Origin of the sequence: Acrocarpospora sp. B8E8 (assembly GCF_039871605.1) — a bacterium.
Lineage (GTDB): Bacteria > Actinomycetota > Actinomycetes > Streptosporangiales > Streptosporangiaceae > Acrocarpospora > Acrocarpospora macrocephala.
Genome location: NZ_JBDPLV010000010.1, coordinates 184,269 through 210,973, shown reverse-complemented (window position 1 = coordinate 210,973; position 26,705 = coordinate 184,269). Strand labels below are relative to the sequence as shown.

Genomic DNA, 26,705 nt, shown 5'->3' with positions numbered 1-26,705 from the left:
CTCCAGCGGGCGGACGGCTACGGCTACACCCCCCAGAAAGAAGCTGATCACAGTGACTGACCGGTCAGGGCACGCTCGGGCCTCGGCGGCCCTCCCGCTCCCGATTCCTCCCCGGCCTGAAGGCCGGAGCATCCTCGGGAGGGTCCCGTGATTCGTAGCCGCTCGCGAGTTCAGCTAGAGGATCCTGGCGAACCAGCCGGGGAGCCCGAGGAGGAGGAATCCACTGATTCGGGCGAACCGGAGGATCCGGACCAGCCGTCCGATCCTCGGCCTTCGACGTGGGTAGCGACTGCACTGCCAAGCGTGACCTGGACCATCCACACCACATCTGTAGGCCAGACCGTCCGCACAACGCCCGTGACCCGAACCATCCACACGATGTCTGTGACCGGGATCATCCACACAACACCCGCGGCCTGAGCTGCCCGCATTACGCCTGTGACCAGGCCGTCCGCACAAGGTCCCGTGATCCGGACCACCCGAACCACACCCAGGCCGTTCGCCTTGCATATCGTCACGATGGCCTCCGGAAGTTTCCCACAGCCTGTGGATAAACTCTCTGGATTCGCGAGCTTAAATAGCGGGTACAGGTTCCGGTCTCGCCAGGGCGGGGCGGGTGCTTCGCCAGAGGGCTACGAATGAGACGATCGCGGCGGCGAGCAGGATCAGGTTGCGGGTGACCAGGACCAGGGTGCCGGGGAGTTGGCCGGTCCAGCTGTAGTCCTGCTCGACCCAGGGGTACATGATCCCGGTCAGCAGCATGGCCGTCAGGAGCAGCCAGGCGGCGGGGCGCTGGCTGGACTCGCGGACCGCGAACGCGACGGCGGCGATGCCGATCAGCCAGATCAGGTACTGGGGGGACAGGACGCGGCTGGTCAGGACCAGGAAGAGCACGGTGGTGAAGGCGGCGTCGTAGTAGGTCGTCTCGGTGGGGGTGGCGCGTAGCCACCAGACGAACAGGAGCAGTAACGCCACGGGGGTGGCGATCACGCTGATCCGGGTGGCGGTTTCGATGCCGTCGCCGACGAGTTCCATCGCGCCGTGCTGGTAGCTGGTGAAACCGCCCCACCAGCCGAGTACGCGGCCGAGCACGAACGGCGTGCCGGCCAGGGACTCGACCTGGAGGCCGCGTTCCTGCTGGTTGGTGAGGAAGTCGAGCGCGTGCGGCATGACCAGGGCGGCGGCTCCGCAGGCCACGATCGTGGCGCCGAGTGCGGCGCCGGTGCCGGTGAGGAGCTCGCGCCAGCGACGGAGACCGACCAGGAGGGCGATCGGCCATACCTTGATGGACAGGCCGACGCCGATGAGCATGCCGCGGATGAGGGCGTCACGGGAGACGGTGAGGGCGGCGACCGCGACAAGGGTGACCATCAGGTCGTATCGCGAGATGAGTACGGGTCCGAGCATCGCGGCGCCGATTGTCCAAGCCCAGATCGCGGCGGGGCCGGTGCCGGAGCGGGTCGCGAATCGGTTGACGAGCAGCAGGATGGCGAGGTCGCAGAGGATCGCGATCACGTAGAACGAGATCTGGTAGCTCCAGGGGAGCAGGTGGGGGGCCAGCATGGGCAGAGCAGCGAACGGGGGATACTGCCATTTTTCATCGCCTGCGGGGAACTCGCCGCTCAGCAGGATGGTCGCCCAGTCGCCGTACAAGCGGACGTCGTTGTCGAAGGAGCCCTCGTGGCCGACCGGGATGACCTGGGTCGCGGCCAGGAACAGGACGGTTCGGGTGATCACCCAGACCGGCAGTGCATATCGCACGATTACCTGACCTTCCCCGAAAAAACCGTCATCCCGAACAATCCGTCAGACGCAGGTTAGCGGGCGATCATCCGTCCGAGCAGACCTCAGGTCGGGAGCGACGAGAAACATCAACGACTCCTCCAGGAAACCGGCATCGGCGTCAAAGATGGTCACCGCGGGCAACTCAACGACGCCGTCGCCGTCCTGCTCGGTCCCGCACACGCCGCAGCCGACCTCGGCGTCACCCTTTCGCCCGAATCACGGGCCCCGCCGTGGCCGCCCGCGACCGGTTCGCGCTGGCCGCCCGCGCGGGGAACCTCGCCCTGCAGCCGCCAAGACCGGCCGTCGGGCCGTACCAGGACGCGGTCCTTCAGATCCGGTGAAAGATTCAGTTCACTGGGGCTGGGGGGCGGCGGAACAGGACGAAGCGGTCGGGGGCGTGGTCGAAGACGCCGCCGGATTGGTCGTCTATGTCGTTCTGGCGGACGAGGTCGCGTTCGGGGCGGAGGATGTCCCAGACGACGAGGGCCATCAGGGCTATCACGGCTAGGGCGCGGGCCCAGACCGCCAGGAAGTACGGGCCGTCGCTGATGCCTTCGGCGGTGTGGGCGGGGTCCATGCCGACGAAATAGAGCCAGATCGCGAAGAAGTACCAGACCTCGGTGACTTGCCAGATCGCGAGGGCGGGCCACTTCGGGCGGGCGAGGACGGCGAGGGGGACCAGCCAGAGGACGTATTGGGGTGACCAGACCTTGTTCGTCACCATGAAGGCGGCCAGGGCCAGGAAGCAGATCTGGGCCAGTCTGGGGCGGCGGGGGGCGGACACGGTGAGGACGGCGATGCCGAGCAGCAGGAGCGCGAGGGTGCCCATGGCCATCTCGTTCAGCGTGTCGGCGTTGGCCAGGAAGCCCCACTGGTACTTCTGGAAAAAGAACCAGAGCCCACCCCAGTCGACTCCGCGCTCGCTGCTGAAGACGTAGAACTTGCTCCATCCGGCGAAGCTGATCAGCATGATCGGGACGTTGACCAGGAGCCAGGTGGCGACGGCGGCGCCGAGTGTCTTTCCGAACGCGAGCCACTTGCCGGTGCGGACGGTGAGCAGGAACAGGGCGCCGAGGAACATCAAGGGGTAGAACTTGGTGGCTACGGCGAGGGCGAGGAGGATGCCGGCGAGGTACTGCTTCTCTCGGGCCCAGGCCAGCAGGCCGCCGAGCGCGAGCGCGCCGGCCGCGAGGTCCCAGTTGATGTACGCGCAGAGCACGACGCCGGGGCCGATCGCGTACCAGAGGGCGTCCCAGCGGCGGGTGGGACCGGCCAGGGCGGCCATCAGCAGGACGCCGACCACCAGGCTGGCGCCCATGAGGATGACCGTGATGTCGTAGAACGTCACGCCGTCGCCGAAGGACAGGCGGCGGGCGAACTCCATGATCGCGCCAATGCCGACGGGATACTCGACGTCGGGATTGTCGATGTACGGGATCCGTCCGTCGCTCAGCTGGCGGGCGAACCAGAGCGGATAAATGTCGGTATAACAGAAGTTGCTGTACTGCTCGACCCCCGTGTTCCACGCCCCCCCGAACCGGCACGCCGACTTCCAGAAGTACGCGAGGAACGCGCCCAACACCGCGAACGCACCAAGCGGAACGTACGGCACGGCGCGGAACGCGACCGACGCCAACGGTCCCGGGGCACTAGAGGTCCGAGTCATGCCGGTATTTGACCACCCCCTCACCCCCGTTGGCGACCTCCACCCTCAGAATCCCCCACGTGTCCACCCTCCGAATCACCGCAGGCCCCAAGCCGGACATGTCATTCGATGAGGTGGTTCTCCCACTCATGGAGACAAGCTGTTCGGGGGACGGCCGGTCGGTCCCTGTCTGATCTGCCGATACCTGGTCCGACCTACGGGTTTGCCTGTTTCGCGACGGTATGTGTGTCTCGCTGTTCACCACTGGAGGTCGCCGTATCTCAGCATTCGCGGGCCATACACGGGCCGGATTCGGGGCCGGTTCACCTGGTGGCCGCCTGTCTGGTGGGCGGTCTGGCGTGAGGCTCGTGGTGATATCGCGATCGTGTACGAGAGCGAGCGCCTGAATTCAGCTTGATATCGGTGATGTCTGCGCGGAACGTCGCCGGGTAGCGGGGGAGAGCCTGATCCACCGCGTGCGACGCGTCGGCGGTGTCGCCGATGAGCGCCGAGGTATGCCTGGCCCCGTTCGGGAAAGGTCCAGAGCGGGGATCCCTGGTCGGGATTGGAGAGGCGCTGGGTTCGCCGATGTCGCTGAACTCCATTGCCAGGATTGCCGAGAGCTGGGCGCTGATGCGCAACAGTCCGGCATGCATGATGGGAGTCTGGCTTGCTCCGAGCAGCCGGGAGACCTCGACGAAGTCGGTGGCGGCGCTGCTGATCAGTGTGCCGGGTGGACGGGTCACGTAGAGGTGCCCGTAGTCGAATACTGACGGATTCGTGCGGGGAAGATCGCGCCGAACCGGCTGATTCCCAGCGAGGCCGCTCTTCAGCGGCGGTACGAAGCCGCCAAGACCACCGCGCACCGCTCGGTACGGATGTTGCGGGAGGCGGGATGGGCGTACACGGTCCCAAGGAGGGGAACCTACGCGTCGGCCGCCGACCAGTGGCCGACGCCTGAGATGTGGCGCAAGCTGGTTGCCGGTGATCAGGGCTGGGTTGAGGAATCGGCATCGAACGAGAGCGCGGAGAGCGGCCATCGTGGCGATTCAGTTCGGCAACGTCATCGCGCACGACGGCCATGGGCTTCTCCATGTTGCCCGCTGATCGCTCGATGACGACGAGCCGATCCTTGAACCCTTTTCATCCCCCGGCGGTATGGCCGTTGAGCAGGGCCGATCTGCTGACAACGAAGGCCTCCGGTGAAGATTTGCAAGGTTCCACATGCAGGTCAACGGGCCCGACCTCGCGGCCGCAGCCTTCCGACCTGCGGAGAGGGGTTGATATGAGCTCATTGATGCGCAACTGGCGGATGTTGTCAGGAGTCCTAAACCAGAGCGCCCAATATGGTCCATGTCGCCGCACCGCCTGCGAGCACCCCCGCGGCTGTCTGGGCGGGCGTGTGGTCCCCGAGCGTCACCCGGGACCAGGCGATCACCATCACCAGCGCGGCCCCGACCGCGTACACCGGGGCAGGTGGCAGCAGCCAGGCGAGCATCACCACGCTCCCGGCCGCCACCGCCGTATGAAAACTGATCTTCCACCAGAACGTGATCGGACCGGTCACGGCCAGCGTGGCGAGCTCCGGGACTGGCGGGGCTTTTAATGGAGCCCTTGGCTGAGCGCGTGGCTCTCTTTCTGGACCATCAGAACATTTACCTCGTTGGACACGAGCTCTTCGAGAGCTACGGCATGGTGGTGCGGCAGACGGGCAGGTGATGCCGATGCCTCCAGCGCGAGCGGCTTCGGCATACAACCAACCCGAGTCCAGCGGCCCACCCAGCGCCCACGCTCCATCCCCCCGCCGCCCCAGACTGGCCCAGACCTGCTTCCTGGCCCTGGCCGCCTTCATCGTGACGAACAAGGTCTGGTCACCCGTCAACCGCCACAACTCGCCAGGCTCCACTCCACCACCGCCCACAAAACACCAACGCCCGCTGGTCCCAAAAGACCACCGGGCGAGGATGTCACCTACCTCGTCACCTACTCCCGGCGATTCGCCGCCGTAGGCACAGGCAGCGGAGCCGTAGCCGGAGCCGCGGGAGCCGTGAACGGGTCGACACTGCCGTCGTCCTCGGGAATGTCGACGTCACACCCGTCCCCACCGGGGAAACACTCGACGCCATCGTCCGGGAAGTCCTGCGGGAAGTCGCCCTCCACCTCCGGCGTGGGAGTGGGAGACGGACTCGGAACGATGTTCTCGGGAGCGCCGGTGCCGGCCTTGGGGGGGAAGTCCTGGACTTCCCAGTTGCGGTGGGCCTCGATCATGAAGTCGCGCCAGATTCGGGTGGGGGCGTCGGCGCCCTGGAAGCCCAGGCCGACTTCGACGGCGGAGGTCTTCTTGGGGCAGTTGGAGTGCCGGGGCTGGACGACTTTGCCGCTCTTGGTCTTGCACTGTTCGCGGTACATGCCGACAGCCGTGGACAGTTGCGGGGTGAAGCCGACGAACCAGGCGTCTTCCTCGCCGGTGTTGGTGCCGGTCTTGCCGCCGGCGGGGCGGCCGATGTTGCCGTTGCCGGAGGCGGTGCCGCCGGTGATCACGGCCTTGAGGGCGACGATCGAGTCGGCGGCGGCTTCGGGGGAGATGACCTGCTTGACCGGCTTCTTCTCGCCGAGGACGACGCTGCGCTTGCCGTCCTTGAGCACGGAGACCTCGATCACTGTGTGCGCGTCGACGTGCTTGCCGGCATTGGCGAAGATCGAGTAGCCGGCGGCCTGTTCGACGGCGGTGACCGGGGCCGTGCCGATGGAGAACAGGTACTTGTGCTCGTCGATGTCGTCGCTCATGCGCTTCTCGTCGAGGCCGGCGTCGACGGCGATCGCCTTGACCGTGTCCAGCTGGCCGGGAACCGCATAGGCCATCGAGGCGTACGCCGTGTTGATCGAGGCCGAGGTGGCCCGGACCACGTCGATCGCGTCCTTCTCCTTGTGGCTGTTCGTGATCGGCGTGGTGCCGTCGAGCTGCTTCGGGAAGGTCTGGTTGCCGGGAACCCAGCTGTTGAGGCTGAACCCGGATTCCAGCCAGGCGGCCAGCACGTACGGCTTGAAGGCGGACGCCGCCTGCTTCTTGGAGTCCCAGGGCTCGTTCCACGGGTCGGTCACGTAGTCGTTGCCGCCGTAGAAGGCGACCACCCGGCCGTTCTTGGGGTTGACCGCGGCCAGGCCGGTGTGGAACTCCTTCGACATTCCTGAGGTGACGTTGGTCACGGCCTTCTTGGCGGCCAGCATGAGCCGCCGGTCGAAGGTGGTCACGATCTTGTAGCCGCCGCTGCGCACCATGTCGGGCGTCATGCCGCGGGTCTTGAGCTCCTCCAGGACCTGAATGACCATGTAGCCCTTGAGCCCGCCCAGCTCGTCGACGTCCTTGTCCGGCTTGGTCTTCGGGAACTTGGCGGTGGCGGGCAGCTTGCCGTACTTCTCGGCGTTGTAGGACGCCATCGCGTTGATGACGTCGGTGAAGCGGGCCTTCAGCTCCGGCGCGGTGGCCTCCCAGCTCGGCGTCTGGATGCGCGCGGCCAGGTAGGCGCCTTCGACCTCGGTGAGCTTCGCGGCGGACTTGCCGAAGTACGCCTGAGCGGCCGCCTCGATGCCGTACGCGCGACCGAAGTTGATGGTGTTTAAGTAGTTGATGAGGATCTCGTTCTTGTCCATCTCCTTGTTGATCTTGACCGCGACGAAGATCTCCTTGACCTTGCGCTTGAGCGAGACCTCCTGGCTCAGGCCGTCGTAGTAGTTACGGGCCATCTGCTGGGTGATGGTGGAGGCGCCCTGGAGCTGCTGGCCGGTCGCGGTCATCCAGACCGAACGCGCCATGGCCGAGATGGAGATGCCGGAGTCCTCGCGGAAGCTCCTGTTCTCGATCGCGATGACCGCGTCCTGGACGTGCGCGGGGACCTTGTCGATGCTGACGATCGTGCGCTTGGTGCCAAGGTGGGCGATCTTCGTCTTGCCGTCGTTGTAGTAGAGCACGCTGCCCTGCGCGAGCGCCTCGGCCTGCTCGACCGTGGGCACGGGGGTGTTGGCGTACGCGACGGCGATCATCCCGAACAGACCCGCGGTGAGCACCGTGACCCCGATGACCACGATCTTCCAGTTGGGCAGGAAACGCTTCCAGCCCCGACGACGCGGCTTCTTGTGATCATCGAAATCCCCCGGACCACCTGGACCACCCGGGCCGCCGGGACCCCCTGGACCGCCAGGGCCACCGGGCCGAGGGCCGGACGCGCGACGGCGGCGCCCGGGCGGCATCGCCTGGGTCTCGGCCGCGTCCGCGCGCAGGCCGGGGGGCGCGCCGATCGCCTGAGTACGGTCACCGGGCTGACCACCTGGGCGACCAGGCTGACCACCGGGGCCGGGATAACTACCAGTAGCCCCGCGACCCCCAGGACCAGCCGAACCGGGATAGCCGGCCGGGGCGCCCGGTGGGCGCAAGGCCTGGGTGCGATCGGCCGGTCCCGTCGGGTACGGCACATTGCCCCCCCGCTCCCGCTCATATCCCCGCCCAGCCGGGGGCGCGGGCCGCTGCCCGGGGGACGCCGGGGGACGCTGCTCGGGGGGCGGTACGGCCGAGAGATGCCGACCGGGGGGGACGGCCCCCATGGCGGCGGTGTCTTCGAAGGCGGCCTCGCCACGCCGTGGCGTACCGCTCAGGTGTGCGCCTGTCTGGGGGATCCCAGTAGGTGCGGGAGGCTCGCCCCACGAGGCGGCGGGGGGTTCGCCGGGAGAACGACGGCGCCGCCCAGGGCGAGGGGCCCCGCCGACGCCCTCGCGGGGGCTGTCGGCCGACTCCGGGCCATAGCTGCTGCTGTTACTCACGCGTCCTCGATCGGTCGTTGGGGTTGCTCGTCAACGTCTACTCGGCAGGCGGGCGGGGGTTCGGCGGCTTCCTTGGCGGCGTGCTCACGTGCGTACTCAACCTGGAAGCCCGCCCCGCGCAGGGGGGTCACCTGTTCCGAGAAGGAACGAGACCGCCAGGTGGTTCCAGCCACAACCTTGACAGACCTCGACGACGTAGACCCTGAATTCCTCGTATTCACGGGCCATCTCAACAAGGTCTGACGAAGCCTTTACGCGGCCTGCGGAACGCCCTAGTTCGTCCCCATACACATAAGTGACGTGCGTGACGTTCTGACGCTCGCATATCGGGCAGCTGTAGTCGGTGGGTTCCCCCAGCGTCCGAGCGGCCCGAAGCAGATAGGGGTGAGCGTCGCAGACGTCCCGTGACTCCATGTGACCAGAGCGGATCGACTGAATCGCCGCCCGCTTCGCGAGGCCGTAATCCACGACCGCCCGCTGTGACCACACATGCCCCAGATTACGACCCTTTACCAATCCATGCCGAACCTATGACCGAGTCGGCCTTGCCAGAGACAAGCCCGGCCCCCGACGTGACCGTGGTTCTCCCACCCACCCAGCCCTTTCATCTACCTCGGGGCTCCGCCCCGCCCCCGCCGTCACCGTGGTTCTCCCACCCGGATCAAGCTGCCGCTTCATCCAAGCGACCACCGAGATGACCGGGGCGGAGCCCGAGGAAAGACAAAAGGGGTGGGAGAGCCGCCCGGATCAAACTGCCGTGTCGTTCGTGTGACCACGGTGTTGGCGGGGGGCGGGCGGAGCCCGAGGGAAACAAGGGGCTGGGTGGGTGGGAGAGCCGCGCGGATCAAGCTGCCGTGTCGTTCGTGTGACCACGGTGTTGCCGGGGGACGGGCGGAGCCCGAGGGAAACAAAGGGATGGGTGGGTGGGAGAACCACCCGGGTCAAGCTGCGGCCGCAGCCGGGCGACCGGAGCGGGCGGAGCCCGAGAGAACGGAGGGCTAGGTGGGACTTGTTGCGCCATATGACGGGCCGACGTATCCTCGTGATGTATCAGTTCGATACATCGGTCAGACACACAGGGAGGTGGTTTCCGTGACCGGGCCCCGTGGCAACGTGCTGGAACTCGCCGTCCTGGGCTCGCTCCACGAGACTCCCCTGCACGGCTACGAGCTCCGCAAGAGGCTCAACACGCTGCTCGGCATGTTCCGCGCATTCTCGTACGGCTCGCTTTACCCCTGTCTGAAAGGCCTGCTCACCGAGGGTCTGATCGTTGAGGAGGAGCCGCCGGAAGACGTGGTGCTCGGCCGCCGATCCAAGATCGTTTACAAGCTCACCGCCGAGGGCAAGGAACGCCTCCAGGAACTGCTGACCCAGGCCGGCCCCTCCGCATGGGAGGACGAGAGCTTCGGCATCCACTTCGCCTTCTTCCGTCACACGGAGGCAGAAGTGCGGCTGCGCATTCTCGAAGGCCGTCGAAGCCGCCTGGAAGAGCGCTTGGACGCGGTTCGCACCGCCCTCGCCCGGACCCGGGAACGTCTCGACAGTTACACGCTGGAGCTGCAGAAGCACGGCTTGGAATCGGTCGAGCGCGAGGTCCGCTGGTTGAACGAGCTGATCAACACAGAACGGGCGCAAGCCGTACAAAACCAAGTAGATCGGGATGAAGATCCCGATTCTCAGTAGCGAAGGAGCGAGAGCGATGGGTTCGGTGCGTGTGGCCATCGTTGGTGTGGGGAACTGTGCCGCGTCGCTGGTGCAGGGAGTTCACTACTACCGGGACGCCGATCCGGCGACCCGGGTGCCGGGCCTGATGCACGTGCGGTTCGGCGACTACCACGTCGGCGACGTGGAGTTCGTGGCGGCCTTCGACGTGGACGCCAAGAAGGTCGGGCGAGACCTGTCCGAGGCCATCGTGGCTTCGGAGAACAACACCATCAAGATCTGTGACGTGCCGCCGGTGGGGGTGACCGTGCAGCGCGGTCACACCTTCGACGGGCTCGGCGAGTACTACCGCGAGATCATCGAGGAGTCCGACGAGCGCCCGGTGGACGTGGTCCAGGTGCTCAAGGACGCCCGGGTGGACGTGCTGGTGTCCTACCTGCCGGTGGGGTCCGAGGAGGCCGACCGGTTCTACGCGCAGTGCGCGATCGACGCGAAGGTGGCGTTCGTCAACGCGCTGCCGGTGTTCATCGCCTCCGACCCGGTCTGGGCGCAGAAGTTCACCGACGCGGGCGTGCCGATCGTCGGCGACGACATCAAGTCCCAGGTGGGCGCGACGATCACGCACCGGGTGATGGCCAAGCTGTTCGAGGACCGCGGGGTGGAGCTGCTGCGCACGTACCAGCTCAACTTCGGCGGCAACATGGACTTCATGAACATGCTGGAGCGCAAGCGCCTCCAGTCCAAGAAGATCTCCAAGACCCAGTCGGTGACCTCGCAGATCCCGCACGAGATGCGCCGCGCCGACGTGCACATCGGCCCGTCCGACCACGTGCCGTGGCTGGACGACCGCAAGTGGGCGTACGTGCGACTGGAAGGCCGTTCCTTCGGCGACACTCCGCTGAACCTGGAGTACAAGCTGGAGGTGTGGGACTCGCCCAACTCGGCGGGTGTGATCATCGACGCGCTCCGGGCCGCCAAGATCGCCCTCGACCGGGGCATCGGCGGGCCGATCCTCTCCGCATCCTCGTACTTCATGAAGTCGCCGCCGGAGCAGTACTCCGACGACGAGGCCAGGGACTACGTGGAGAAGTTCATCCGCGGCGAGGTCGAACGCTAGCTGTGTTTATGGCCGATCCTGCGGATCGGCGGGCTTGGCCATTCTCCCCTCAGCGCGGCTCTCGTAGTCGCGTGAGATATATGGAACGCCCCGGGCATCGCGCCCGGGGCGTTCCTTCATAGTTGGGCCGCTCGGGGCAGCCGGGCGGGATCGGCGATGGGCCAGCGGAGGGGGTCGGGGCCGAGCGCGGCCAGCAGGGGCACCTGCTCGGTCGCCCACGGGGAGATCTCCAGCTCGCCGCTGAGGACCCGGTCGGCGAACTCCTTCCAGGGCGCCCACTCCACCGAACCCACCTCCTCCGGGTTCGGCTCGGCGCGTCCGGCCGCGAGCGCCCGGTAGACCGGGCAGAGCTCGTGTTCGACCGTGCCGTTGTCCATGATCGCCCGGTAGGAGAAGGTCGGGAGCAGCAGGTCCACCGATTCCACGGTGATCCCCAGCTCGAAGGAGAGGCGGCGGATGACGGCGGCCGGCAGCGGTTCCCCGGGCAGGGGATGGCCGCAGCAGGAGTTGGTCAGCACCCCAGGCCAGGTGATCTTGTGCGCGGCCCTCCTGGTGAGCAGCACGCTGCCCTCACCATCGAAGACGTAGCTGGAGAACGCCAGGTGGAGCGGGGTGTGAGCGCCGTGAACCGTGGACTTGGGGGCGGTGCCGATCGGGTTTCCCTCGCCGTCGACCAGCACGACATGTTCGTCTGGGGTCACGCGATCGAGCGTACGAGATCATGACAGGTGGGCGGGCCTGTATCCGGGATGACCCTGATGTCCTGTTCTGCTTGCGGCACTAGGCTATCCGGGTGTCCTATCTCTCGGATCTGCGCGTCGTGCTCCAAGGCCGGGACTTCCGGCGGTTGTTCGGCACCCGCCTCGTCTCGCAGTTCTCGGACGGGATCTTCCAGTTCGCCGTAGCGGGATACGCGTTCTTCAGCCCCGAGAAGCAGACCTCGGTGGCGGATGTGGCCGCGGCGTTCGCGGTGCTGCTGCTGCCGTACTCGATCATCGGGCCGTTCGCGGGCGTGTTCATCGATCGCTGGTCGCGGCGGCAGATCCTGGTGATCGGACCCCTGGTGCGCGGGGTGTTCCTGTTCGGGGCCGCGGCGGCGGTGGCCGTGCACGCGCCCGACTGGGTGTTCTACGCGGCCTCCTTCGGGGTGCTCGGGGTCAACCGGTTCTTCCTGGCGGCGCTCGGGGCCTCGCTGCCGCACGTGGTGCCCGCCGACCGGCTGATGATGGCCAACGCGGTCACGCCGACATCGGGCACGGTGGCCACGTTCGTGGGCGCGGGCGCGGGCTTCCTGCTCAGGCTCGCCTTCGGCGCGGGGTACGGCGGCACCGCCGGCATCCTGGTGATCTCCGGGCTGATGTTCGGCTCCAGCGCGCTGATCGCCGCCACCATGGCCAGGGACCTGCTCGGCCCGGCGTACGACCCGGATCGGCCGCAGACCAAGGAAGCGCTGCGGAACGTGGTCACCGGGCTGCGCGACGGCGCCAGGCACGTGCTGCACCGGCGCGGGCCCTCCTCCGCGCTCGGCAGCATGGCGGCGCACCGGCTGCTCTACGGCATGTCCATGGGCCTGGTGCTGCTGCTTTACCGCTACTACTTCACCGACAATCCGGAAGCCGGGTTAGCGCAGATCACCGGTGTGGTGGCCACCTCCGGGGTGGGATATTTCGCGGCGGCGCTGATCACGCCGTGGGCCACCCAGCGGTTCCGGATCGAGACGTGGATCCCGATGATGCTGGTGGCCGCGGGCGCGCTGGAGTTCGTGCTGTGCGTGCCGTTCTGGGAGCCGGGCTTCCTGGTGGCCGGGTTCGTGCTGGGGATCACCGGGCAGAGCATCAAGATCTGCACCGACACCGTGGTGCAGCGCGACATCGAGGACGCCTACCTGGGCCGGATCTTCTCGATCTACGACTTCCTGTTCAACGGCATGTTCGTGGTCGGGGTCTCGATCGCCGCGCTGCTGCTGCCGCCGAACGGGCGCTCGGTCGGGGTGCTCTCCCTGATCTGCGTGCTGTACGGCGTGTCCGCGCTCGCCTACCGCGCCATCGCGCGCCAGCCGGTCACGGCGACGTGAGCGTGCGGGCGGCGGCCACCATGGCGTCCGTGATCATGGTGAGGTCGCCGGGCTCGCAGGCGTAGGGCGGCATCGTGTAGATCAGCCGCCCGAACGGCCGCAACCAGACCCCGTGCTCCATAACGATGTCCTGAATTTTCTGGATGTCCACGGGTTCGTGAGCTTCGATCACGCCGATCGCGCCGAGTACCCGCACGTCCTTCGCGTACGGCGCCGCCGGCGCGAGGCCCTCGATCAGGGCTGCCTCGATGCCCTTCACCTCCGCCCGCCAGGGGCGTTCGGCCAGCAGGTCCAGGGACGCGCCCGCGACGGCGGTGGCCAGCGGATTGCCCATGTAGGTCGGGCCGTGCATGAGCAGTCCGATGCGATCGGCCACCTCGGCGGTGCACAAGGTCGCGGCCAGCGATAGGTACCCGCCGGTCAGCGCCTTGCCCACGCACATGATGTCCGGCCGGATCCCGGCGTGGTCGCAGCCGAACAGCTCGCCGGTCCGCCCGAACCCGGTCGCGATCTCATCGGCGATCAGCAACAGCCCATGCGCATCGGCCATTTCCCGAAATTTCCGGAGATAGGTGGGGTGGTAGAAGCGCATGCCGCCCGCGCCCTGCACCACCGGCTCCAGGATGATCGCGGCCAGTTCGTGCGCGTGCCGTTCCAGGAGATCGGCCACCTCGGTGAGGTAACCCTCGTCCGGAGCCGCCTCGTAACCCAGCGGGGGCGGCGGCGCGAACACGTGCTGCGCCAGCGCCCCGGTGAACAGGTGATGCATGCCGTTCACCGGATCGCACACCGACATGCACTCGAAGGTGTCCCCGTGATAGCCGCCCCGGACCGTGAACAGCCTGGTCCGTCCGGTCGCCTGGATCGCCATCTTGATCGCGACCTCGACCGCCACCGAGCCGGAGTCGGCCAGGAACACCCGATCCAGCCCGGTCATCTCGGTGAGCCTGACCGCCAGCCGTACCGCGGGCTCGTGGGTCAGCCCGCCGAACATGACGTGCGCCATGTCGTCCAGCTGGGTCCTGATCGCCTGATCCAGCCGGGGGTGGCGATAACCATGAATCGCCGCCCACCAGGACGACATGCCGTCCACGAGTTCGCGGCCGTCGGCGAGCGTGAGCCGTACCCCGTTCGCCCGGGCGACGGCGTGCACCGGAACAGCGGGCGGGAACGCGGTGTAGGGGTGCCAGACGTGCTCCCGATCCAGCTTCAGGAGATCATCCATTGGCGGCCGCCCAAGCCAGGAGCCGCTCCTTGGCGGCTTCCTTGCCGATCATGCCCTCGTCCATGCGGATGTCCATCATGAACTTGTACGCCCGTCCGACCAGCGGCCCCGGCGGGATGCCGAGGATCTCCTGGATCTCGTTCCCGTCCAGCTCCGGGCGGATCTTGGCGATCTCCTCCTCCTCGGCCAGCCGGGCGATCCGCTCCTCCAGCTCGTCGTAGGTGCGCGACAGCGCCGCCGCCTTGCGCTTGTTGCGGGTCGTGCAGTCGGCCCGGGTGAGCTTGTGCAGCCGGTCGAGCAGATGGTCGGCGTCGCGCACATACCGCCGGACCGCGCTGTCGGTCCACTCGCCCTCGCCGTAGCCGTGGAAACGCAGGTGCAGCTCGACCAGGCGGGCCACGTCGTTGGTGACCTCCTTGGGGAACTTCAGCTCGCTCAGGCGTCGTTTGGCCATCTGCGCGCCGACCACCTCATGGTGGTGGAAGGAGACCCGGCCGCCCGGTTCGTTCTTGCGGGTCTTCGGCTTGCCGACGTCGTGCAGGAGCGCCGCCCAACGCAGCACCCGGTCGGGACCCGCGGCCTCCTGGGCGATCGCCTGCTCCAGCACGATCAAGGTGTGCTCGTAGACGTCCTTGTGCCGGTGGTGCTCGTCGATCTCCAGCCGGAGCTTCGGCAACTCCGGCAGGACATGTGCCGCGAGACCGGTCTCCACCAGCAGGGTGAGCCCGGCGCGCGGGTTCGGGCCGCAGATCAGCTTGTCCAGCTCGGTCTGGATGCGCTCGGCCGAGACGATCTCGATGCGCTCCGCCATGTCGCGCATCGCGTCGATCGCGGTCTCGTCGACCGTGAAACCCAGCTGCGAGGCGAACCGCGCCGCTCGCAACATCCGCAGCGGGTCGTCGCCGAAGGACTGCTCGGGCGTCCCCGGGGTGCGCAGCACGCGGCCAGCCAGGTCGCGCAGGCCGCCGTGGGGGTCGACGAACTCGTGGCTCGGCAGCCGGACCGCCATCGCGTTCACCGCGAAGTCCCGGCGGGCCAGGTCGGCTTCGAGCGTGTCGCCGTACCGCACCTCGGGTTTGCGGGATTTCGGGTCGTACGCCTCGCTGCGATACGTGGTGATCTCCAGCTGCCAGTCGCCCTTGCGCGCGCCCACGGTGCCGAACTCGATGCCGATCGTCCAGAACGCGTCGGCCCAGTCCCTGACGATCTCCAGCACCTGCTCGGGGCGGGCGTCGGTGGTCAGGTCGAGGTCGTGTCCTGCGCGGCCGAGCAGCACGTCACGGACCGGACCGCCGACCAGGGCAAGCTCGTGGCCGCGCTTGGCGAACACCTCGCCGAGGTCGTCGGCGACGGGCTCGACCCGGCGGAACAAGTCGCTCACAGCGCTCTCTACACGATTTGAAGGGGACAAGCTGGGTAGTCCTTCGATTACGGAACAGGTGCTTCTGGGCTAGTACACCTATGGCGATCACCAGGTTACGGTCAGTCGCAGATCTGTCGGGGGCACGATGAAGGAGCGCAGACAATGCAGGACGCCCTCGCGATCCACCGCCGCCTCCTCGCCCATCAGATCCACCATGAGATCGTACGGCTTCCGCGTGTGCTGACTTGCTTCGACGACCTGCCCAAGGTATTGGGAGTCCCCGCGCGTACCTGTGTCGGGGTCAGCGTCTTCGAGGCCACCGTCCGCGGCGTGCGGGAGCCGGTGGCCGTGATCGGGTCCGTCGCCACGCCGCCCAAACCCGCAGGGGTGAGCGCACTGCTGGGCGCGCAGCGGGTCAAGCCGGCCTCGGCCTTCCTGGTCAACGCGGCCACCGACTACGCCGCCGGTCTGGTCGGGCCGCTGCTGCTGCCGGAACGGCTGACCGTGCTCATCGACCAGCGGCTGATCGACGGCACCGACCCCGACGAGTTCGTCTACACCGCGACCGGCGAACGCAGCACGGTATTGCGACTACGCGCAATCCATCTGTTCGCCCTTGTGGACGCCAAGCCCGTGGATCTCACCGGTCACGGTCGCATCGGTTAACAACGGCCACATATCCCAGGCCTATAGCATTCAGGGCGTGCGTCGCCTGGTTTCCCTTCTGACCGCCGCCTGGCTCGTCGCGCCAGGTCTGGCACACCCGGCGAGCGCGCGCGCCTCCGCCGCGGCCGCGGACGGGGTGATGCTCACGGAGATCACCCCGGAGTCGCCGGACCCCCGCGCCCCGATCACGATCTCCGGCGTGGTCAGTGGCACGCCGCAGGCCGCCGTCTTCGTCCGGGTCCGCTATGGCTCGGGCACCCCGCTCCGGTCCCGGGCCGACATGGACGCCCACGCCACCGGCCAGGCCGACTTCACCAACAGCTACAAGACCAGCATTCAGGGCGCTGTCCTCGATGGCACCGGCAAGCTCCCGTTCACCCTCGACCTCGCCCCCGGCCAGCTGAGGCTGACCCAGCCGGGGGTGTACGCGCTGACGATCGAGGTCGCGCACGGGCTGAACGAGCCGCCGGTGGCCGCCGTGCGCACCTTCCTGACCTACATCCCCGCCGGCACCCAGCTCAGCAAGACCAGGGTCGCCGTCGCGCTGCCCCTGATCGGCCGCCAGCACCAGGCCGACGACGGCGTCTTCATGGACGAGGACCTGCTCGGCGACGGCCGCCTGGCCAACGTGCTCAAACTCGCCGAGACCGTGGACAGCAACGTCACCTGGTTCGTCGACCCTGCCCTGCTGGACGACGCCCAGCGGCTGTCTCAGGCGCACAGGGACCGCGACAGGGCGAACAGGACGGCCGACCCCAATGCGGGCGCCTGGCTGAACGGGGTCCGCACCGCCCTGGCCGACAACCCGGTGATCGCCACGCCGTACGGGGATCCGGATGTGGCCGCGCTGGTGCACAACGGGCTGGACAACACGACCGAGGAGGCCGTGGCGCAGGGCTCCGCCGTGGCCAGCCAGCTGCTCAAACGGCAGATCCCGGCCACCACCGTGTGGCCGGCGGGCGGCCTGATCGACCGGGACGGCCTCGACGAGCTCGCCGTCAACGGAACCCGTTCCGTGCTGCTGACCGGGTCCGCGCTGCCGCCCGTCAACCCGCTCGACGCCGCCACCGCCGTCCCCGCGGCGGCGCTGGACACGGTCAAAGGCCAGGTCACCGCCCAACTGGCCGATCCAGTCCTGGGTCAGTTGCTGAGCACCGACACCAAAGCGCCGGGGGCGGCACTGGCCGCGCGGCAACGGTTCCTGGCCGAGACCGCCATGCTCAGCCTCTCCGCGCCACAGAACCGGGTGGCCAGCGTGATCGTCGCGCCCGCCGCCCGGATGTGGAACCCCGACCCGGCCTTCGTCGCCGACCTGCTCAAGCCCCTGCCGTGGACCCGGCCGATCACGCTCGACTCGGTGAAGCCAGGCAGGACCCCGCGCGGCGATCTGGTCTATCCGCCGCAGGCGCGCCAGGCCGAGCTGTCCAAGGCGTACATGACGACCGTCCGCAAGCTGGCCAGGAAGGTGGAGACCGCCACCAAGGTGCCCACCAGCGGGGCGCGGGTCTTCGAGGCGGCGGTGCTACGGCTGGCCTCGGCCTCCTGGCGCGGCCAGCGCGGCGAGAAAGACGCGGCGGCGTTCATCACCAAAGTCGAGCAGGCGGTGGACGCGCGGATCGCCCTGGTGTCGGTCGCCCGGCCGGACGACCCCCGCTCGATCGCCGGCGAGAACGGGCGTATCCCCATCACCGTCACCAACGGAATGCGCGAGGACGTCAAGATCGCCATCCGCGTGAAATCCGCCCAACCCGCCCTACTCGCCGTAGAGGCGAGCTCCGGCTCCCCCGAGGGCGTCTACGAGACCGAAGCCGTGACCGTCCCCCAGGGCAAGACCCAGTCCTTCGACGTGCCCGTCACCGTACTCGGCGACGGCGGCCAGGCCACGCTCAACGTCCAACTCCTCACCCCCGACGACCGCGTGTACGGCAAAGCCGCCAAACTCACCGTGTCGGCGACCGGATACGGCGGGATCGCTTTAGTAATCGTGGGGGCAGCTGTCGCGATCATGATGGCGGCCGTGGTGATGCGCATCCTCCGCCGCCGCTCAAAGAAGCGACCCCTGTTACCCGCCTCGGTCCGCGAACACGGCGAACCCCAGGAGGCGTAAACATCGGCGGGGTAGGACCGATGCGGAGTACGGCGCGTCACCCTGCGGGTGGGCAGGGCGGACACGTAGGCCGACGTAAGACCGTGCCAGAGACCACCGCGCCCGCGATGGCCGCTGACCAGCGGCTCACGAGAGGCCCGCTATCACGGTCGGCCGGAGTGTCCGCCCTGCCCACCCGCTACGGACCTCAACCCTTCGAGCTGGTGTCGATTGATTGCGGTGAAACTCCCACCCGCCCAGCCCGTTGATCTACCTCGGGGCTCCGCCCCGCCCCCGTCATCGCCGTGGTTCCCCACACGAAACGGCACCACGGCGCCGTGGTTCGCCCACCCGGGTCAAGCTCCCGCTTCCTTCGGGCGACCAAAGGGATGGCGAAGGCAGGCGAGCATTAGCGGGCGATCCCCAGTAGCCTCGTGGTTCCGCCGTACCAAGGAGTGACATGAGCCGGTTGTTGCGCGCCAGCGCGATCATGGCGGCCGGGACGCTGGTCTCGCGCCTGACCGGCTTCCTGCGGACCGCCATTCTGGCCTCGGCCATCGGCGTGACCATTCTCGGCGACGCGTACAACGTGGCCTACACGATCCCGTTCGTGCTGTTCGACCTGCTCATCGGCGGCGTGCTCAGCAGCGTCATCGTGCCTGCCATCCTGCGCCACCACAAGCAGGACGCGGACGGCGGGCGGGCCTACGAGCAGCGGCTGCTGACCGCCGCCACCCTCGCGCTCACCCTGATCGCCGTCGCGGGCGTGCTGCTGGCCCGGCCGCTGGTGTTGCTCTACGCCGACGACCTGGCGCCGGACGGGATCGACGCGGCGATCACGCTGGCCCGGCTGATCCTGCCGCAGATCGCCTTCTTCGGCGTGGGCGCGGTGGCCGGGGCCATCCTGAACACCCGGGACCGGTTCGGCGCGCCGATGTGGGCGCCGGTGCTCAACAACGTCGTCGTGATCGGCGTCGGCGTGGCGTACCTGCTGCGGCACGGCACGCACGACGTGGCGAAAGTGACCGACGGCGAGCTGCTGCTGCTCGGCCTGGGCACCACGGCGGGCATCGTGGCGCAGGCGATCGTGCTGGTCATCGCGCTGGGGCGGGCCGGGTTCCGGTTCCGGCCGCGGTTCGACATCTGGCGGGCCGGGCTCGGGGAGCTGAGCCGGCTCGCGGTCTGGACGCTGACCTTCGTGGCGATCAACCAGATCGGCTTCGTGGTGACCACGCGGCTGGCCACCGGAGCGGGCAGCGCGGCCTTCGCGGACGGGATCGCGGGGCGGGGGCTCACGCCGTACTCGTATGCGTTCCAGCTGTTCCAGTTGCCGTACGGGATCATCGCGGTTTCGGTGATCACGGCGATGTTGCCGCGGTTGAGCGTGTTCGTCCGGGATGGGGAGTACGACTCGGCCCGGGGTGAGTTCGCGTCGGCGGTGCGGATGGTCTCCTCGGTGATCGTGCCGGCGGGGCTGCTGCTGATGGTGCTCGGCCCCTCCGTGACCGTGCTGATCTTCGGGCGAGGGGCGGTCTCCACCGAGCAGGCGATCTACATCGGGCACGTGCTGCAGGTGTTCGGGCTCGCGCTGGTGCCGTTCTCGATCTTCCAGCTGCTGCTGCGGGTGTTCTACAGCTTCGGCGACACCCGGACCCCCGCGCTGGTCGCCGGGGTGAACGTGCTGATCAACGCCGCGATCGGGATCACGCTGTATGTCGTGCTGCCGCCGGAGCTGGTGGTGATGGGCCTGGCCGGAGCGTTCACCGTGACCTACGTGCTGGGCGCCGCGCTGGCCTGGCTGCTGGCCAGCCGCCGGATCGGCGGGCTCAGCGGGCGGATCGTGGCGGGCGGGCTGCTGCGGATGTATCTGGCGGCCATCCCGGCGGCGCTGATCGCGCTGCTGGTGCTGTGGGGGAGCGTACGGGTGGCCGACATCACCGCGCTCAGCTCGGCCGCGGTGCTGGCGGTCGGCGGCGGGCTCGGCGGCCTGGTCTACCTGCTGGTGGCGCACCGGCTCCGGATCACCGAGGTGAGTTCCATCATTGGAATGGTCACGAGACGGGTAGGACGCTAAACGGTTTCTCCACCCCGGTTGTGTGGTCCCGGCGGGCGTGGCGTGGCCCCGGCGCGGCACTAGCATGGTCTGGTAGAAGTAAAACCGGTGAGCGGAGGCAAAAGCGTGGGCGGATGCACGTCGCGTCGCCGGCCTGGTGCGGGGGCGGCCCGGTGAGCATGTCCGCCGTAGAACCCGGCACCCGTCTCGCCGATCGATTCCGGCTCGAAGACCGGGTGAGCGAATCCGGCGGGGCCACCCTGTGGAAGGCCATCGACGAGATTCTGGCCCGTCCGGTCGCCGTGCACACCTTCAGTCGCGAGTTTCCGCGCGAGTCCGAGGTGGTCCTGGCCGCGCGCGCCGCGAGCCGGTTGACCGACCCCCGGCTCACCCAGGTGTTCGACGCCGCCGACGAGGACGGCACCGCGTATGTCGTGAGCGAGTGGGTGCACGGCGAGTCCCTGCTCGACCTGCTCGCCGCCGGGCCGATGGAACCCGAGCGCGGCGCGGTCCTGGTCGCCGAAGCCGCCGAAGCCCTCGCCCACGCGCACGAAGCGGGCATGTGCCACCTCAACCTGACGCCCGGGCGGCTGATGTGGACCGAGGGCGGCACGGTCAAACTGCTCGGGGTGGGCGTGGACGCGGCCATCCTGGGCCGGGAGGCCGACTCCCCCGAGGAAGCCGAACACGCCGACGCCGAAGGGCTCGGCCGTCTGCTGTATGCGGCGCTCACCGGCCACTGGCCCGGCGAGGACGATTGCGGCCTGCCGCCCGCGCCGCTCGACGACGGGAAGATCTGCACACCCCGCCAGGTGACCGCCGGAGTCCCCGGATATCTGGACACGATCGCCGCGCGCATCCTGGGGCTCAAGCGCGGCCCCACCCCGCTGGCCACCCCCGCCGAGGTGGCCGAAGCGCTGTCCCAGGTCCCCCGCCCCGTGCCCGCGCCCGCCTCGACCGTGCCGCCATCGGTGGAACTGCGCGCCGAAGCGGTGGACACGCTCCACGCCCGCCCCGTGCCCCCGCCCCCCGCGCCGCCACGCCGCCCGCCCGGCATGTTCAGCCGGTTCCTGGTCACGCTGGTGGCCCTGCTGGTGATGGCCGTGGTCGGCGTCGGCGCGTGGAGCCTGGGCAAGAGCCTCGGCACCGAATCCGAGACCCCTGCCAGCGGTGCCCCCACGACACCCGGCGCGGAACCGGCCAAGACCGTCGCCCTCACCCCCGCCGGAGCGATCGGGTTCGACCCGCTCGGCGACGGCGAGGAGCGCAACGAGCTGGCGCCCCGGGCGATTGATGGGTCGTACGGGACGGACTGGCACACCGAGAGTTACAACGACGCCAAGTTCGGCGGTTTGAAGAAGGGCGTCGGGCTGCTCATCGATCTTGGGCGCGACGCGAAGCTGACCAAGGTGATGGTGGACTTCGGGGATGTGCCCGGGGGGTCCGCCGAGCTCAAGCTGGGGGGCGAACCCACGCCAGAGGCGCTCACGGTGGCGGCGTCCACCAAGGAGGCGATGGGGAAGGTGACGTTCGATCTCACGGGGAGCGAGCCGAGCCGGTACCTGATGGTGTGGTTCACCGAACTTCCGCCGTATCAGAACAGGTTCCGCGGGATGGTCCTGGATCTGGAGATCACGGCAACTGAGGATTAGGGCCCGCAGAGCGATAACTCATAGATCTTCAAGCCACTGACCTCGGCGAACCCTTGGTGAGCACGCAAGTTAATTCTCTTCGGGCCCTTAGTTGCGACATGGCCGGACCTTCGGATCTGGCAGTTGCGACGTGGCCGGATCCTTCGGATCTGGCGGGCTCGGGCGAAGCCCGAGGAAGGGCGATGGCGGGGCCGGGCGGAGCCCGGGGTAACCAAAGGGTTGGGTGGGTGGGAGAACCACGCTGATCAAGCTGCCGCTTCGTTCGGGCGACCACGCTGCTGGCGGGGTCAGGCGGAGCCCGAGGGAAAACAGAGGGCTGGGTGGGTGGGAGAACCCCGGGTAATCACATGGCTGTGCGACCTGCGTTCGCCAGTCCAAACACGGCGCGACCAAGCCATTTGATCTGGTTTACGCGCCTTATTGCCGCTGGATGGAAGTATTGTGGCAGCATCTTGGACCTGAACACCCTGGGATCGGCGACGTGACCCCTCAACCAGAACAGCCGGCGCCGGTCGAGCAGCCTACCGCCGTGGGCGCTCGGCCGGCGGTGACGGATGCCGACCTGCTCACCCGCCATATCGGTGGCGACCCGCACGCGTTCGGCGAGATCGTGAAACGGCATCGGGATCGTATGTGGGCGGTCGCGTTGCGTACGCTGGGCGATCCGGATGAGGCGGCGGATGCCGTACAGGATGCGTTCATGTCCGCTTATCGGAAAGCGGATAGTTTCCGGGGTGACGCGGCGGTCACCACCTGGTTGCATCGAATCGTGGTCAATGCCTGTCTGGACCGGATGCGGCGGAAGTCGGTCCGCCCCGTCGCCGACGACGAGCTGATCGAGGCCGCCGAGCGGGACACGCCCGGCCCCGACCAGACCGCCGAGCGCGAGGTGTCCATGGAAGTCACCGCCGCGCTCAAGCTGCTGCCCGCCGACCAGCGCGCAGCCCTGGTGCTGGTGGACATGATGGGATATTCAGTAGAGGACGCGGCATCCGTCCTAGGGGTGCCCGCGGGAACCGTGAAGAGCCGATGTGCGCGAGGTCGTGCGAAACTCGCCCCGATTCTTTCGCATCTACGGAACCGAACCGACCTGAGTCGCGTCTCATCCGCGAAGGGAGCAGAACTTCGTGACGGGTGACACGCACTACGACCTGGAAATCCTCGCAGAGCTGGCGGAGGGACTGCTCGACGACGCCACCGCCCATCGGGTCCGGCAGCATCTGGCTGTCTGCGACCCTTGCGGGGAGAGCCTCGCCGACCTGGCCACCGTGCGGGAGATGCTCGCGACGGTCCCGGTTCCGGCAATGCCGCTGGGGGTCGCGATGCGCATCGACCGCGCCCTGGCCGCCGAGCCCAACCCGTTCGCAATCCCCGCCCACTCGGCTCCCACCATGTCCGGCATCTCGGATATTCCGGTTAGGCCGGCACTGACGACTGTGTCTGTGCCGGCGGATGAGCCTGTGCTGGCGACCGTGACGCCGTTGCGGAAGCCGTCCCGCGGCCGTCGCGCCTGGCTGACCTCGCTGGGAGCGGTCGCCGCCGCTGCTGGAGTCTTCGGTGTGACCACCCTGGCCACCAGCTTGTTCTCATCCCCCAGCGGGACCGTGGCCGAGCCGACCACGAGCGTGTCCACCCCCGACCGGAGCCCGCAACGGGCGCTGGCGTACACGGTTCGGGCAAGCGGCCACAACTACACGTCCCGGGAACTGTCCGGCCCGCTGGTGGGCTACTTCGGCCCCGAACCCGGCACCGGAACCAACAACGACGAGCAGCTGGACGCCTGCGTCCAGGCCAAGTCAAACGAGCTGGACCGCGCGCCGATCGCCGTCGACCGCGCCCTGTACAACGGCAACGAGGCCACCGTGATGGCGTTCTGGGAAGACCAGAGCCTCGACAAGGTCCGCGTCGTCGTCGTCGACGACAACTGCCACGAACTCCGCCAAGACGGCCTAGCCACCTGGAACTGATGTTCCATTCGAAGCCCGCCGCTTTACGGCGGGGCTTTGTCATGCGCGGCGTGCCGCCGCCCCGACGAATGGTCGTGTTAGAAACGACCATTCGTTTGAATGTGCACGATCTGCGCACCGTCCGAGGCGGCATGGGCGTCCTCCAGCGGGACGTTCATGCGGGACCGGGAATCGTGGACGCCTAGGATCTGTTGACGCCGGTGGCTACATCAGAGAGAGGCGAGAAGCGTTGAGCGACGTCCGTAACGTGATCATCATCGGGTCGGGACCCGCCGGTTATACGGCGGCTGTCTACTCCGCCCGCGCCGATCTTCGGCCGCTCGTGTTCGAGGGCTCGGTCACGGCCGGGGGCGCGCTGATGAACACCACCGATGTGGAGAACTTCCCCGGCTTCCCCGACGGGATCATGGGGCCCGACCTCATGGACAACCTGCGCAAGCAGGCCGAACGCTTCGGCGCCGAACTGGTCGCCGACGACGTGGTCGAGGTGGACCTGGCCGCCACCCCCAAGGTGGTCAAGACCCACACCGACACCTTCTACGCCAAGGCCGTCATCCTGGCCACCGGCTCCGGTTACCGCGAGCTGGGCCTGGAGAACGAGAAGCGGCTGTCCGGGCACGGGGTGTCCTGGTGTGCCACCTGTGACGGGTTCTTCTTCCGCGACCAGGACATCGTGGTGGTCGGCGGTGGGGACACCGCGATGGAGGAGGCCACCTTCCTGACCCGGTTCGCCCGCACCGTCACTGTGGTGCACCGCCGTGACGAGCTGCGTGCCAGCAAGATCATGCAGGACCGGGCGTTCGCGAACGAGAAGATCCGTTTCGTCTGGGACAGCGAGGTGGTGGACGTGCTGGGGGACAAGAAGGTCAGCCGCGTGCGCCTGCGCAACCTCAAGACCGGCCAGGAGAGCGAGCTGGAAGCCACCGGCCTGTTCATCGCGATCGGCCACGACCCCCGGGTCGAGCTGGTCAAGGGCCAGGTCGACCTGGACGGGGAGGGCTACATCCAGGTCGCCTCGCCGACCACCAGGACCAACCTGGACGGCGTGTTCGCCTGCGGCGACGTGGTGGACCACAGCTACCGCCAGGCCATCACCGCCGCCGGCACGGGTTGCGCGGCCTCGCTGGACGCCGAGCGCTGGCTGACCGAACTCGACGACTGATTCACCGATCCATCACGAAGGGGAGACAACAGTGGGCGCCATCAAGAGCGTGACCGACGCGGACTTCGGCACCGAGGTCCTCAAGAGCGACAAGCCCGTCATCGTGGACTTCTGGGCCGAATGGTGCGGGCCGTGCCGCCAGGTCGCCCCCATCCTGGAAGAGATCGCCGCCGAACACGCCGACAAGCTGACCGTGGTCAAGCTCAACATCGACGAGAACCCGGCCACCCCGCGTGACTACGGCGTGCTCCAGATCCCGACCCTCAACGTCTACAAGGGCGGCGAGGTCGTCAAGCAGATCATCGGTGCCAAGCCGAAGGCGATGCTGCTCCGCGAACTCGACGGAATCATCTAAACCCCGCCAACGGAAAGCCTCCTCACGGGTGAGGAGGCTTTCCGTTTGTACGGGATTAGCCACCCAATGCCCCCTGGAAGCGCCTGAGACGGCTCAGACAGGGCGCAAGGCTCGCTCTGGACTCATAGACCCCAGCAGCCTTTCCAGTGCCACCTCGACGTCCTCACGCCACGACACGGCCGTCTTGAGTTCGAGCCGCAACCGCGGAAACCGCAAATGCGGACGAACCGTCTTAAATCCCACCGAAAGTAGGTAGTCAGCCGGGGCCATACAGCCTGGTTGCTCCCACTTCAAATCCCCAAACGCCTCAATCGCCCGTACGCCCCTGCGAGTGAGATCCTTCGCCACTCCCTGCACCAGCATCCGGCCCAGGCCACCACCCGAGAACTCGGGAATGATGTGCGCGGTCATCAACAACACCGCATCCGAACTCACCGGCGACGTCGGAAACGCCACCGACCGCGGCACGTACAACGGCGGCGCGTAGAGCACGAACCCCGCCGCCACCCCGTCCACGTACGCGATCTTCCCGCAACTCCCCCACTCCAGCAGCGTGGCCGAAATCCACGCCTCCTTCTCCAGCCCCGGATCCCCCGCCTGCACGGCCCGCTCCCCACTGACCGGATCAAGCTCCCAGAACACACAACGCCGACACCGCCGCGGCAGATCGTCAAGGTTGTCCAAGGTGATACTGGCCAGCCGACGCGACACGTGAAACCCCTATTCCCCACCCAGGAGTCGTGACCCGGAAGCCCGCGAAACCGCGCGGCCCCAAGCTGGCATAGTACTGCGCTCACGGCCACACCTCCGGCACGGCAGGCTCGGCCGCGACATATGACTACGGGCGCAAGGGTGGCCCAAATCCCATTGGCAACATGTACGGGGAATCTCCCGCCCCACCCGTCCCCTCTCGCTCGCCGACCCGTTCGCATCGTCACGAGCCTCAGATTCCAGTTGGCCAATGTCGTCACGGCCCTGGAACTTCGTCCGCCATCGGTCGCTGCGGGTTTAGGTCCGCCATGGCGTTGCGGGTTTGGGACTTCGTCCGCCACGGGTCGTCGCGGACCTCGGATTCCGC

The 26,705-nt window shown here is 67.9% G+C and carries 22 protein-coding genes; 12 read left to right on the top strand and 10 right to left on the bottom strand.

Annotation, left to right across the window (positions count from 1 at the left end):
* Nucleotides 1–573: 573 nt before the first annotated feature.
* A complete protein-coding gene (locus tag ABGB08_RS12485) occupies nt 574–1,761 on the bottom strand; it encodes a glycosyltransferase 87 family protein (protein WP_347589557.1) in 1,188 nt (395 codons plus the stop codon).
* Between the two features lie 370 nt (nt 1,762–2,131).
* Nucleotides 2,132–3,451: a glycosyltransferase 87 family protein gene (locus ABGB08_RS12480; protein ID WP_347589555.1), complete on the bottom strand. Its 1,320-nt coding sequence runs from the start codon at nt 3,449–3,451 to the stop codon at nt 2,132–2,134.
* Between the two features lie 480 nt (nt 3,452–3,931).
* Here ABGB08_RS12480 and ABGB08_RS12475 point away from each other — a divergent pair, with 480 nt between their 5' ends.
* Nucleotides 3,932–4,180, top strand: coding sequence for a hypothetical protein (locus tag ABGB08_RS12475; protein ID WP_347589553.1), 249 nt, complete (start codon nt 3,932–3,934; stop codon nt 4,178–4,180).
* A gap of 577 nt (nt 4,181–4,757) precedes the next feature.
* Here the strand turns inward: ABGB08_RS12475 and ABGB08_RS12470 are convergent.
* From ABGB08_RS12470 to ABGB08_RS12455, 4 genes are all read right to left on the bottom strand, one after another.
* Nucleotides 4,758–4,997, bottom strand: a complete 240-nt coding sequence (locus tag ABGB08_RS12470) for a phosphatase PAP2 family protein (RefSeq protein ID WP_347589551.1) — start codon at nt 4,995–4,997, stop codon at nt 4,758–4,760.
* Between the two features lie 416 nt (nt 4,998–5,413).
* Complete coding sequence (locus ABGB08_RS12465) at nt 5,414–7,513, bottom strand: transglycosylase domain-containing protein (protein WP_347589549.1); 2,100 nt, start codon at nt 7,511–7,513, stop codon at nt 5,414–5,416.
* Nucleotides 7,514–8,241: 728 nt separating this feature from the next.
* On the bottom strand, nt 8,242–8,376 hold the full coding sequence (locus tag ABGB08_RS12460) for a hypothetical protein (protein WP_281356255.1): 135 nt from the start codon (nt 8,374–8,376) through the stop codon (nt 8,242–8,244).
* Nucleotides 8,342–8,713, bottom strand: a complete 372-nt coding sequence (locus ABGB08_RS12455; RefSeq protein WP_347589547.1) for a DUF5318 family protein — start codon at nt 8,711–8,713, stop codon at nt 8,342–8,344. Before ABGB08_RS12455 ends, ABGB08_RS12460 begins: the two co-directional genes overlap by 35 nt.
* 624 nt (nt 8,714–9,337) lie before the next feature.
* On the opposite strand from ABGB08_RS12455, the gene ABGB08_RS12450 reads away from it, so the two are divergent.
* Both ABGB08_RS12450 and ABGB08_RS12445 read left to right on the top strand, forming a co-directional pair.
* Nucleotides 9,338–9,928 carry a PadR family transcriptional regulator gene (locus ABGB08_RS12450; protein ID WP_347589545.1) on the top strand — a complete coding sequence of 197 codons (591 nt, stop codon included), beginning with the start codon at nt 9,338–9,340 and terminating at the stop codon, nt 9,926–9,928.
* A 16-nt stretch (nt 9,929–9,944) separates the two neighbouring features.
* Complete coding sequence (locus ABGB08_RS12445) at nt 9,945–11,024, top strand: inositol-3-phosphate synthase (protein WP_155349648.1); 1,080 nt, start codon at nt 9,945–9,947, stop codon at nt 11,022–11,024.
* Nucleotides 11,025–11,140: 116 nt separating this feature from the next.
* Here ABGB08_RS12445 and idi read toward each other — a convergent pair whose 3' ends face one another.
* Nucleotides 11,141–11,725 carry an isopentenyl-diphosphate Delta-isomerase gene (idi, locus tag ABGB08_RS12440; protein WP_347589543.1) on the bottom strand — a complete coding sequence of 195 codons (585 nt, stop codon included), beginning with the start codon at nt 11,723–11,725 and terminating at the stop codon, nt 11,141–11,143.
* Nucleotides 11,726–11,817: 92 nt separating this feature from the next.
* On the opposite strand from idi, the gene ABGB08_RS12435 reads away from it, so the two are divergent.
* The gene (locus ABGB08_RS12435) at nt 11,818–13,098 is read left to right on the top strand and encodes an MFS transporter (RefSeq protein WP_347589541.1); all 1,281 of its coding nucleotides are present in this window, start codon (nt 11,818–11,820) and stop codon (nt 13,096–13,098) included.
* On the opposite strand, the gene ABGB08_RS12430 is transcribed toward ABGB08_RS12435, so the two are convergent.
* Together ABGB08_RS12430 and ABGB08_RS12425 are read right to left on the bottom strand one after the other, a co-directional pair.
* Nucleotides 13,085–14,323 carry an adenosylmethionine--8-amino-7-oxononanoate transaminase gene (locus tag ABGB08_RS12430; protein ID WP_347589539.1) on the bottom strand — a complete coding sequence of 413 codons (1,239 nt, stop codon included), beginning with the start codon at nt 14,321–14,323 and terminating at the stop codon, nt 13,085–13,087. The genes ABGB08_RS12435 and ABGB08_RS12430 overlap by 14 nt on opposite strands.
* Nucleotides 14,316–15,734: a CCA tRNA nucleotidyltransferase gene (locus ABGB08_RS12425; RefSeq protein WP_347589537.1), complete on the bottom strand. Its 1,419-nt coding sequence runs from the start codon at nt 15,732–15,734 to the stop codon at nt 14,316–14,318. Before ABGB08_RS12425 ends, ABGB08_RS12430 begins: the two co-directional genes overlap by 8 nt.
* A 114-nt stretch (nt 15,735–15,848) precedes the next feature.
* Here ABGB08_RS12425 and ABGB08_RS12420 point away from each other — a divergent pair, with 114 nt between their 5' ends.
* The 8 genes from ABGB08_RS12420 (at nt 15,849) to trxA (ending at nt 25,627) form a co-directional block, all read left to right on the top strand.
* The gene (locus ABGB08_RS12420) at nt 15,849–16,352 is read left to right on the top strand and encodes a YbaK/EbsC family protein (RefSeq protein ID WP_347589535.1); all 504 of its coding nucleotides are present in this window, start codon (nt 15,849–15,851) and stop codon (nt 16,350–16,352) included.
* Between the two features lie 37 nt (nt 16,353–16,389).
* A complete protein-coding gene (locus ABGB08_RS12415; RefSeq protein ID WP_347589533.1) occupies nt 16,390–18,459 on the top strand; it encodes a hypothetical protein in 2,070 nt (689 codons plus the stop codon).
* 439 nt (nt 18,460–18,898) lie between these two features.
* The gene (gene murJ / locus ABGB08_RS12410) at nt 18,899–20,512 is read left to right on the top strand and encodes a murein biosynthesis integral membrane protein MurJ (RefSeq protein WP_347589531.1); all 1,614 of its coding nucleotides are present in this window, start codon (nt 18,899–18,901) and stop codon (nt 20,510–20,512) included.
* A 113-nt stretch (nt 20,513–20,625) separates the two neighbouring features.
* Nucleotides 20,626–22,143 carry a protein kinase family protein gene (locus ABGB08_RS12405; protein WP_347589529.1) on the top strand — a complete coding sequence of 506 codons (1,518 nt, stop codon included), beginning with the start codon at nt 20,626–20,628 and terminating at the stop codon, nt 22,141–22,143.
* 529 nt (nt 22,144–22,672) lie between these two features.
* A complete protein-coding gene (gene sigM / locus ABGB08_RS12400; protein ID WP_155353551.1) occupies nt 22,673–23,281 on the top strand; it encodes an RNA polymerase sigma factor SigM in 609 nt (202 codons plus the stop codon).
* Nucleotides 23,271–24,110 carry a zf-HC2 domain-containing protein gene (locus ABGB08_RS12395; RefSeq protein ID WP_347589527.1) on the top strand — a complete coding sequence of 280 codons (840 nt, stop codon included), beginning with the start codon at nt 23,271–23,273 and terminating at the stop codon, nt 24,108–24,110. Before sigM ends, ABGB08_RS12395 begins: the two co-directional genes overlap by 11 nt.
* 229 nt (nt 24,111–24,339) lie before the next feature.
* Complete coding sequence (gene trxB / locus ABGB08_RS12390; RefSeq protein ID WP_347589525.1) at nt 24,340–25,272, top strand: thioredoxin-disulfide reductase; 933 nt, start codon at nt 24,340–24,342, stop codon at nt 25,270–25,272.
* Between the two features lie 31 nt (nt 25,273–25,303).
* Nucleotides 25,304–25,627, top strand: a complete 324-nt coding sequence (gene trxA / locus ABGB08_RS12385; RefSeq protein WP_155349636.1) for a thioredoxin — start codon at nt 25,304–25,306, stop codon at nt 25,625–25,627.
* Between the two features lie 93 nt (nt 25,628–25,720).
* On the opposite strand, the gene ABGB08_RS12380 is transcribed toward trxA, so the two are convergent.
* Nucleotides 25,721–26,338, bottom strand: coding sequence for a GNAT family N-acetyltransferase (locus tag ABGB08_RS12380; protein ID WP_347589522.1), 618 nt, complete (start codon nt 26,336–26,338; stop codon nt 25,721–25,723).
* Nucleotides 26,339–26,705: the final 367 nt, after the last annotated feature.

What these genes read in the sequence shown, in the direction of transcription:
- ABGB08_RS12445 (WP_155349648.1), top strand. Translation starts at nt 9,945, where the DNA reads ATGGGTTCGGTGCGTGTGGCCATCGTTGGTGTGGGGAACTGTGCCGCG.
- murJ (WP_347589531.1), top strand. Translation starts at nt 18,899, where the DNA reads ATGAGCCGGTTGTTGCGCGCCAGCGCGATCATGGCGGCCGGGACGCTG.
- ABGB08_RS12405 (WP_347589529.1), top strand. Translation starts at nt 20,626, where the DNA reads ATGCACGTCGCGTCGCCGGCCTGGTGCGGGGGCGGCCCGGTGAGCATG.
- ABGB08_RS12480 (WP_347589555.1), bottom strand. Translation starts at nt 3,451, where the DNA reads ATGACTCGGACCTCTAGTGCCCCGGGACCGTTGGCGTCGGTCGCGTTC.
- ABGB08_RS12430 (WP_347589539.1), bottom strand. Translation starts at nt 14,323, where the DNA reads ATGGATGATCTCCTGAAGCTGGATCGGGAGCACGTCTGGCACCCCTAC.
- ABGB08_RS12420 (WP_347589535.1), top strand. Translation starts at nt 15,849, where the DNA reads ATGCAGGACGCCCTCGCGATCCACCGCCGCCTCCTCGCCCATCAGATC.
- ABGB08_RS12475 (WP_347589553.1), top strand. Translation starts at nt 3,932, where the DNA reads ATGAGCGCCGAGGTATGCCTGGCCCCGTTCGGGAAAGGTCCAGAGCGG.